This is a genomic window from Novosphingobium naphthalenivorans NBRC 102051, assembly GCF_001590985.1.
Classification (GTDB): Bacteria; Pseudomonadota; Alphaproteobacteria; order Sphingomonadales; family Sphingomonadaceae; genus Novosphingobium; species Novosphingobium naphthalenivorans.
Window position 1 is genome coordinate 1 of sequence record NZ_BCTX01000122.1, and the last position, 9,384, is coordinate 9,384.

The window sequence follows — 9,384 nt, forward strand, 5'->3', positions numbered from 1 at the left end:
GGAGGTGTCAGTCTAACGCAAAACGCTCTCCGTTGGTCAAACCGCTCCCGACCCTGGCCGGATCTCAGGCCGCAAGCGACTGCCACTCGGCCAGCGCGGCCGAGCGGCGGGTCTTGTAGGTTTGACGGTCGACGAGGTGGCGTTCCTGGCTGAAATGGTTGTGGATCGAGGCGTGAACCGAGGCAAACTTCTGTAACGACTTCATCTGGCGAAAGCGCTGCATGGCACGTTCGCGTCGTCGAAACGGCAAGTGGGAATTCTCAGCGCGATTATTCAGCCAGCGTCCGGTTTCCTGGCGATCGAGATTGCCCAGTTCCCGCATCGCCGCCGGATACGAGCGCAACCCGTCGGTAACGATCTTGTCCGCCTTGCCATGGCGCTTCAAGGCCTTCTTCATGAAGGCCAAAGCCGCAGATTTGTTTCGTTTCCGGGTAATGTAGCTCTCGAGCACCTCGCCTTCGTGATCAACCGCACGCCAGAGGTAGACCATCTCGCCGTTTAGCTTGACGTACATCTCGTCGAGGTGCCAACGCCACTGCCGAAAGCCTCGCATCCGGCTGACCCGCTGCCGCCGGATATCCGCTGCAAATAGCGGACCGAAGCGGTTCCACCATTGCCGCACGGTCTCGTGACAAACGTCGATACCACGCTCGAACAGCAGGTCTTCGACGTTCCGCAACGACAGCGGGAAACGCACATACAGCAGCACCGCAAGCCGGATCACCTCAGGCGACGACTTGAAGTACCGAAACGGGTTCGCAGGCCGGGTCATCCGGCAACGTTACCAGCTACCTGCTCCCCACGCGACTTTCCTCTGACAATGCCTTCCGACATGGTGGCGAAGTATCCCGACTACGTTATCCGCCTCTTGCGTCGTCTTGAAACAAGCGTCATCTAGGACCGAGGCAGGCTACAGCGGCGCCACGCGCTCGACGAATTGAAGCGCGGTCGCTGGCGCACCTTCTTTGCACCAGGCCAGTCCAAAGCGGACTTGGGACAAATGCTCAGGTATCCGCTTTGCATTGAGTGGGCGGAAGAAGACTCCCTTCATCCGCAACCGTTCGGCGGAAGCGGGCAGGACGGCCACACCCTCGCCGCAGGCGACGATCCCGACAACGGCTTCGGTCGTTGGAACTTGATGAGTTATTTCGGGATTGAAGCCGGATAGCCTGCACAGCGCGAGCAAGTCGGAATGGAAATTGAAGCCTCGTGTCGGCTCATAGGTGATGAACTTGCTGGTTCGCAGGCTGCTCATAGCCACAGGTCCGCTTCTCGAAAGAAGCTCATGACCCTCCGGCAAGGCGACGACCAGGGGTTCACTGTGCACAAAACGCGTCTCGATCAATTCGTCGAAGATCGGAAGCCGCAACAAGCCGATGTCGATAACTCCCGACCGCAGGGCCTCGATCTGACTAAGGACAGGCATCGCAGAGAATTCCAGATCGACGTCGCTTGCGCTCGACCGGAAGCGCCTAACCAGCGAGGGCATCAGCGAATAGACTGTTGATCCACCAAAGCCGATTTTCAGCGCGCCCTTGAGACCGGCCGCAGTCCTGCGCGCACTTTCGACGCCCTTCTCCAACGCTGAGAGGGCAACGCGGACATCGGCGATTAAGGCCTGTCCGGCGAGTGTCACGCGCACAGAATGGGTATCTCGCTCGAACAATTGCAGGCCCAACTCCTCCTCAAGCTCGCGGATCGCGCGGCTGAGCGGAGGCTGCGAGACGTGGCAGCGAGCGGCTGCTTTGGTGAAGCTGAGCTCCTCGGCAACAGCCACAACGAAACGCATCTGCCTGAGGTCCATGCTTATACTCCATAGGTATGACCGAGTGTCCTATAATGTATTTCCGATACGACAGAAAGTAGCAGATAGCTCAATCGCAACCAGCGGGAGCGACGATCTGTGAGTGCTCAGATTCCAAGGCTATCTTTCGAACAACTGGCGCCGAACGTGCAGGACGTATTGCGCGCGAGGGTTGAGAGACTTGGCTATTTGGGAGAGTTTTTCCGGTGTGCCGGGCACCAGCCGGATGTCCTCGCCCCGTTCATGGAGATGACCGAGAACCTCAAGAAGGCGCTCCCGGACCGCCTGACCGAAACGGGGGCGCTCACAGTGGCGACCTTGATGGAGAACCGGTACGAACTGCACCAGCACGAACGGCTCTCTAAGAAGCTCGGGTTTGGCGAAGACTGGGTTGCCGCAGTCGAGCAGGTCGATCCAGACAACGCTGTCCTGCTGTCGGACGCGGAGCGCGCCGTGCAACGCTTGGCTGTTGCCCTGATTGAGCGCCGTGGAAAATCTGTCGAATCCGAACTGGACGCTGTCATCGACCAGATCGGTGTCGAGCAAGCGATGGCTACCTTGTTCCTGGTCGGTCGATACATCACCCATGCCTTGATCGTAAACAGTCTCGGCTTGGTGCCACCGGTGCCCTCGATTTTCGAGGGAGGCGGCCAATGAGCGGAGGAATCTGGATCTCCGAGGCCGAAGCAGTTTCGGTCATGTCGCTACCCGAATCCATCGAAGCTTTGCGCGACGGTCTCCGGCAGGAAGCTGCTGGACGTGCAAGCAATATGGTTAAGACCCATGCGACCTGGGCTAACGGTTCGACCTTGCATGCGATTGGTGCCGTTTTCGAGGGCTTGGGAATTGTCGGGACAAAGACCTGGGCTCATACGGCAGGCGGCGCAATGCCGTTGCTTATCCTGATCGACGCGAACAACGGCAGCGTCCTTGCAATCATAGAAGCGTTCGCACTTGGTCAGATGCGAACCGGCGGGATTAGCGGTCTCGCGACAGATCTGATGTCGCGAGAGAATGCAACCCGAATGGCCATGATCGGGGCGGGAAAGCAGTCGATCACGCAGGTGGCTGCAGTAGCTGCGGTTAGAAAGCTTGAAAGAGTGACGGTATGGAGCCCAACGCCCGCCAATCGCGAGGCGCTGGCCGCGAAGGTCGAGGCAAGCTTGGGGATCGAGGCCGTCGCTACCCAAGCCCTCGATGAGGCGCTCGATGCTGCTGACATTGTTACGCTGGCGACCCGGGCACGGGTCCCGTTTTTGACCGCCGATGCCTTACCCAGTGGGGTCCACATCAACGCAGTTGGGGCAATTACCCCCGAACGCGCCGAATTCGAACCAGCCTTGCTGGCGCGCACGACGCTGTGTGCCGCCGACAGCGTACCGCAAGTGCGAAAGTTGAGTCGCGAATTCCAAGAGAGCTTCGGTCACGACGAAGACGCATGGGCGCGGCTCCGACCGCTCTCGGACCTCGTGGCAGGTGGGGCGAGCCGCCCGGAAAGCACCGATCTTACGCTCTTCAAGGCGATGGGCATGGGTATTTCCGACCTGTCGCTAGGCATCGCAATCCTCGAGCGCGCGCGCAGCGCTGGGCTTGGGAAGCCGCTTCCCTCGATCACCCGGCAAGCACCCCGATTGACCAAGAATTGAGCCTTTCCTGAGGAGAAATACGATGAGCGACTTTCGTACCGATTTTGCCGATACCGTCGGAAAATTCGTCGACATAAGCGGACAGAACTATCGGCAGAATGAGCCGTGGGCGCCGGCGATCATCACCAAGGAACAGATCGACGAGGAAGTTGAAAGGCTCGCATCGATTGCCCTGCCCGAAAACGGACGTCGCAGCTCGTTGATCGTACATCCTCGCGCAAACGCGCAGTCGCCGGGATTGGCGACATCGGTTCAGGTAACTCTCAACGTGCTGAAACCGGGCGAGCGGACCGAGCCTTTCCGGCACAACGCCACCGAAGTTAACTTCTGCATCCGAGGCGAAGGTGTAGCCAACGTCGGTGGGCGCCGCATTCCGTTCCGCCAGTACGATGTCTACAATACGCCGTCATTCGTCCCCTACTGGCGCGAGAACACCGGCACCGAACTGCAGGTCTTCTTGACCTATACGAATGTCCCGCTTCTGCAGTTCATGGAAGTTCACCACTGGGAAGCGAACCCTCCCTTGCTCGCCGGTCTCGTCCACGACGATGAAGATGCAATAAATCCCCGCCGGAACAGCCCTTACGGGACATTCGAGATCGGTGACGACGGCGCGATGCTCATGCCTTACGAGAAGCTGATAAATCCGCCTTCGGTTGAGTCAAATGCCCTACATTGGCCGTGGGAACGCGTGGAAACTGAACTCAAGAAGCTTCAGGATCTCGGTCAGGATTACGTGGGCCGCAGGCTCTACCTGCTTTACAATCCGATGACCGGTCGAACCAACGGGACTACCCCGAACTTTTTTGCGACCATTACCATCCGACCGCCGAAGATCGTCGATCGGCCGCACCGTCACGTTTCGGAATCCATCAACTACTATTTCAAGGGTTCCGGTCGCAGTACGGTTGCCGGTAACGTCTACGAATGGAAGGCTGGCGATCTGATGCTGTCAGCACCCGGCTGGGCGGTACACAACCACGCCTCGTATGACGATTACGTCTACGAACTGACCATCCAGAACCAGCCCTTGACGATTGCCATGGAAGCGCTGCTTTGGCAGGAAAATCTCAAGGAACCGCCTGCTCTGCTCGGTGCCCAGATGGGCTTCGACACGAACCGCAAGTCTGCAGCCTGATGGGCGCAGTGTCCCGCGTAACTAGCGGCCCGACCGGCCTCACCCTTCCGGGTGAGGCCGTGCACGCTGCTGCTCTCGCGCTCGATGGAGCAGAACGCACTGGCAACCAAATTCGTTTACTCAGCGAAGACTACCCGACCATCACGATGGATGATGCCTACGCGATCCAGGCCGAATGGGTTCGGATGAAGCGAGAGCGCGGCGACCCAGTGATCGGCTGGAAGATTGGCCTAACTTCGAAAGCGATGCAGTCCGCTCTGCAGATCGACATACCAGATTCTGGCGTACTTCTGGAGTCGATGGCATTTGCGAATGGCAGCACTATTGCCGCGGGTCGCTTCATTCAGCCGAGAATCGAAGCTGAAATCGCGTTTGTGATGAAGCGAGACGTGGCCGCTGATGCGACGCCCCAGGAGATCGCCGAGGCCACCGACTACATCGCACCTGCGCTGGAAATCCTAGATACGCGGATCACTCGGACTGACCCGCAGACTGGCAGAATGCGGACAGTCTTCGACACGATTTCGGACAACGCAGCCAACGGCGGGATTGTCCTTGGTGATCCGGTCCGCAGTTTCAGACCGGAAGATCTGCGTTGGATCGGCGCAATCGTTTCGCGCAACAACGAGATTGAAGAAACCGGTCTTGGTGCTGGCGTGCTCGACAATCCGCTGCTGTCGATGGCCTGGCTTGCGCAGCGGTTAGGCGCATATGGCCAGTCGATCGAGAAGGGGCAGATCGTCTTGTCTGGCTCGTTCATACGTCCGATCGAAGCTCCCGTCGGCAGTCATATTGTCGGCGACTTTGGCGCCTTCGGTCGCGTTGAAATATCCTTCACATAACAAGACGGGAGAGCAGGCATGAATGCCTTCAAGCAGGCCATTGCCGAGGCGAAGACGCAAATTGGAATGTGGCAGGCGCTAGCAGTCCCATATACCGCCGAGATCTGCGCCGGAGCGGGGTTCGATTGGCTCCTTATCGATGCGGAGCATGGACCCAATGATATCCCACTTGTCCTTTCGCAATTGCAGGCCGTTGCTGCCGGCACCACCGAACCGGTGGTCCGCCTTCCTGTTGCCGATCCCGTCCTGGTCAAACAATACCTGGACATCGGCGCAAGAAGCTTGCTGGTCCCGATGATCGAGACGGCGGAAGCGGCCCGAAGCATGGTCCGCGCAACACGCTACCCCCCCCATGGATCCAGGGGAATCGGTTCGGCCATAGGACGCGCCAGTCGCTGGAACCGCACACCAAATTATCTCCACGAGGCGCACCTCGAGATTTGCCTGCTGCTTCAGATCGAAAGTCAAGCTGGCCTCGATCGGCTTGAAGAGATTGCTCAGATCGAGGGCGTTGACGGCATCTTTGTCGGTCCGTCGGATCTAGCTGCCGACCTCGGCCATCTCGGCAATCCAGGCCATCCTGAGGTGCAAGCTGCGATTGAAGATGCCCTGGGACGGATCGCGGCATGCGGTAAGCCGTCAGGAATCCTCATCGCCGATGAACGTCTGGCCCGGCGCTACATTGAGCTGGGAGCATCTTTCGTCGCTGTTGGAACGGATGTGACGGTCCTGGCTCGCGGTGCCGAAGCCCTCGCGGCACGATTCAAGTTGGATGCGAATAGCCCAAAGCCAAACACTGGTAACGCGGCGGTATACTGACCAACCTCGTGGAAACGGGGACGTTCGACAGATTCTAGTCCACATCCAATCAGGATTTCTTCATGCGCATCAAATCAGTGTCGATCAATCCAGCCAACGGAATGGAAATTGCCTCTTATCCGGCCATGGATTCGTTCGAACTGGAAGCAGCCGTGGCGGAGGCTGATGCAGGATACCAAGCCTGGCGCTCGCTCGCAGTGTCCACTCGAGCGAGGCTACTGGACCAGCTCGGCGAGACGCTGAAAGCGAAGCGAGATCTGCTTGGAGCCCTGATTACGGCTGAGATGGGGAAGCCGATCTCAGCCGCGCTTGGTGAAGTCGACAAGTGCGTGAACCTTTGCGCGTGGTATGCAGCCAATCTCGAGCACCTTCTCGCCGCCGAGATATCCGAGCTTGGAACGGACGGCGTGGCCACGGTCCGCTACTTGCCGTTAGGCGTCGTTCTCGGCGTAATGCCTTGGAACTTTCCGATCTGGCAGGTGCTGCGTGCGGCAGTTCCAATCATGGCGGCTGGCAATGGCTTTGTTCTGAAGCACGCTGATAATGTCCAGGGAAGCGCATTGGCGCTTGGGGAATGTTTCGCAGATGCCGGCTTCCCAGCCGGATCATTTAAGGTGGTCAACGCAAGCCGCGACGCAATCGCCGGCCTATTGAGCGACACCAGAATTTGCGGTGTGAGCGTGACAGCAGGAGTCGCGGCGGGCGCGGCGCTCGCGGCCGAGGCGGGCAGAAATCTCAAGAAGTCGCTGTTGGAGTTGGGTGGTTCTGATCCGTTCATTGTCCTGGCGGACGCAGATCTCGATCGCGCCGTTACAGCTGCCGTAACCGCACGCTTCCAGAACTGCGGACAAGTGTGCATCGCAGCCAAGCGCATTATTGTTGAACGTCCCATTGCAGACGAGTTCACTCATCGATTTGTCGCCGAGGCATCTAAGATCAAGGTTGGGAATCCCGAAGACCCTGTCACAGAAATGGGGCCGATGGCGCGTGAACGGTTGCGAGCTGAGGTTCATGACCTGGTTCAAGCCAGCGTGGCCAGGGGCGCCCGGATCTTGATTGGTGGTCTCATTCCCGAAGGCCGGGGTGCATTCTATCCGCCGACAGTGCTGGTTGACGTGACGAACGACATGCCGATTTGCCGCGAAGAAACCTTCGGACCAGTTGCTCCGATCTTGGTCGCAAACGACGCCGAGCACGCCATCTCGCTCGCAAATGACAGTGACTTTGGGCTGTCTTCCGCGCTGTGGACCCGCAACACTGGCCGAGCTGCCAACTTGGCTGCACGAATAGAAGCGGGCGCTGTTTACATAAATGGCCTTTCTGCCTCAGATCCAAGAGTGCCGATCGGGGGCATCAAGAATAGTGGCTATGGCCGCGAGCTCTCTCACTTCGGGTTGAAGGAGTTCTCAAACGCCCAACTGCAGTGGATTCGCCAAGCTTGATTGGGAGGTGAATCTTTCACTTTTTAACAAGTTGGATAATCAACTGAGAGCGATATGAAACGGGAACTTCAAGAGATCCATCTTCTGCATTTGTTCGCCAGCGCAAAACTCGCAATCATGGGAATCGGCGACCGTGCAGTTGAGTTAACTTAGCCCTTCTAGTGCCCTAACGACCACTTCATCAGCAAGTCAGATGATGCTGCTCGATTTAAACATCGTCATGACAGGCGCGGAATTCACAATTGCGAGAAACGGGTGCGGTTCACGATCGACCGGTCCAGCCAAGCTTACCCGCATGTTCCGCTTGATCATCTCTTCTAGCAAGATCTGGATCTGCAATTCGGCGAGACGTGCGCCCACGCAGCGGTGAATACCATATCCGAACGACAAATGGCGCCGTGCGTTTTGCCGATCGACGAGGAACCTGTCACCGTCAGGGAAGACATCCTCCTGCCGATTGGCAGAGATATACCAAAGCACGAGCTTGTCACCCTTGCGGATCTGATGTCCTCTGAATTCGACGTCTTCCAGCGCTGTGCGCCGCATATGGATCGCGGGGCATTGCCAGCGAATGATTTCACTAGCCGCATTTGGGATGAGCTCCGGATTGGAGCACAGCTTGTCCCATTCGTCTGGCCATAGACTGAAGGCTTCAACCATTCCCGACATCGAATTGCGGGTCGTGTCATTTCCGCCGACGATCAAGGTTGCCATGTTGCCCATGAACTCGGCGGCATCCATTTGCGCCAGATCATTGGAGTGGATCATCATGGACAACAGATCTGAACCGGGCGCGGCTGCAGAGCGCTCTTGCCAAAGCTCGTGGAACCGCGACGCCATGGCGAACAGATGAGCGACGCGCTCTTCAGGGCGGTTGGCGATCATATCAAGCGAGGTGATCGCGTCAGACCAGAGGCGCAGCTTGTGCCGTTCTTCCCATGGGAAATCGAACAGGATGGCCAGCATATCAATGGTCAGGTCTGTCAGTCGTCAGAACATTTGGCGCAACTCGCGGCGTAAATTAGCGGAGTGCGGGCCTCGTCTGGGGGTTGATGTTACGCGGCGAGCTTGCGGTGCTGCAAGCGCCGATGTTCGATGGTCTGTCGCTTGATCCTTTCACGCTGTTGGATGATCGCCGGAGCCCTGCCGAAGTAGGCGTCGGCGGGCGTCACATTGTTCAGGCTCTCGTGGTAACGCTGGTGGTTGTAGTGCTCGACGAAGGCCTCGATCTGGGCCTCGAGGTCGCCGGGCAGGAAGTAGTTTTCCAGCAGGATGCGGTTTTTCAGGGTCTGGTGCCAGCGCTCGATCTTGCCCTGGGTCTGCGGGTGTAGCGGGGCGCCGCGCACATGACTCATCTTCTGGGCCTCGATATATTCAGCCAGTTCGCCGGCGATGTAGCTGGGGCCGTTATCGCTGAGCAGCCTGGGCTTGTGGAGTACCGTGGCGCTGTCGCAGCCCGAGGCCTTGAGGGCGAGATCCAGCGTATCGGTCACGTCCTGGGCTCGCATGTTGGTGCACAGCTTCCAGGCGATGATGTAGCGCGAGAAGTCGTCGAGCACGGTCGACAGGTACATCCAGCCCCATCCGATGATCTTGAAGTAGGTAAAATCAGTCTGCCACATCTCGTTGGGCCGGGTGGTCTTGGTGTGGAACTGATCGGCGGCCTTGATCACGACATAGGCCGGGCTGGTGA

Annotated in this window: 10 protein-coding genes; 6 read left to right on the forward strand and 4 right to left on the reverse strand. The window is 58.4% G+C overall.

The annotated features are described in order from the left end of the window. Positions 1-64 precede the first annotated feature (64 nt). On the reverse strand, positions 65-772 hold the full coding sequence (locus NN5_RS22925; protein ID WP_067738770.1) for an IS6 family transposase: 708 nt from the start codon (positions 770-772) through the stop codon (positions 65-67). 138 nt (positions 773-910) lie between these two features. Continuing rightward, a complete protein-coding gene (locus NN5_RS22930; protein WP_067738772.1) occupies positions 911-1,804 on the reverse strand; it encodes a LysR substrate-binding domain-containing protein in 894 nt (297 codons plus the stop codon). A gap of 99 nt (positions 1,805-1,903) precedes the next feature. Between NN5_RS22930 and NN5_RS22935 the strand changes: the two genes are divergently transcribed. From NN5_RS22935 to NN5_RS22960, 6 genes are all read left to right on the forward strand, one after another. Next, positions 1,904-2,461, forward strand: a complete 558-nt coding sequence (locus NN5_RS22935) for a carboxymuconolactone decarboxylase family protein (RefSeq protein ID WP_067738774.1) — start codon at positions 1,904-1,906, stop codon at positions 2,459-2,461. Beyond that, entirely contained in the window at positions 2,458-3,450 is a 993-nt protein-coding gene (locus tag NN5_RS22940; RefSeq protein WP_067738777.1) for an ornithine cyclodeaminase family protein, read from the forward strand. Before NN5_RS22935 ends, NN5_RS22940 begins: the two co-directional genes overlap by 4 nt. A gap of 22 nt (positions 3,451-3,472) precedes the next feature. Beyond that, the gene (locus tag NN5_RS22945; RefSeq protein ID WP_067738779.1) at positions 3,473-4,588 is read left to right on the forward strand and encodes a cupin domain-containing protein; all 1,116 of its coding nucleotides are present in this window, start codon (positions 3,473-3,475) and stop codon (positions 4,586-4,588) included. Positions 4,589-4,647: 59 nt separating this feature from the next. Beyond that, on the forward strand, positions 4,648-5,430 hold the full coding sequence (locus NN5_RS22950) for an FAA hydrolase family protein (protein WP_067738788.1): 783 nt from the start codon (positions 4,648-4,650) through the stop codon (positions 5,428-5,430). 18 nt (positions 5,431-5,448) lie between these two features. Further along, positions 5,449-6,249 carry a 4-hydroxy-2-oxoheptanedioate aldolase gene (gene hpaI / locus NN5_RS22955; protein WP_067738781.1) on the forward strand — a complete coding sequence of 267 codons (801 nt, stop codon included), beginning with the start codon at positions 5,449-5,451 and terminating at the stop codon, positions 6,247-6,249. A 62-nt stretch (positions 6,250-6,311) separates the two neighbouring features. Beyond that, positions 6,312-7,691, forward strand: coding sequence for an NAD-dependent succinate-semialdehyde dehydrogenase (locus NN5_RS22960; protein WP_067738784.1), 1,380 nt, complete (start codon positions 6,312-6,314; stop codon positions 7,689-7,691). A gap of 189 nt (positions 7,692-7,880) precedes the next feature. Here the strand turns inward: NN5_RS22960 and NN5_RS22965 are convergent, their stop codons facing one another. Beyond that, the gene (locus NN5_RS22965) at positions 7,881-8,657 is read right to left on the reverse strand and encodes a cytochrome P450 (RefSeq protein ID WP_084385128.1); all 777 of its coding nucleotides are present in this window, start codon (positions 8,655-8,657) and stop codon (positions 7,881-7,883) included. 89 nt (positions 8,658-8,746) lie between these two features. Next, positions 8,747-9,384 (reverse strand): DDE-type integrase/transposase/recombinase (locus NN5_RS22970; protein ID WP_157081294.1); only part of this gene is annotated, 638 nt, incomplete at its 5' end.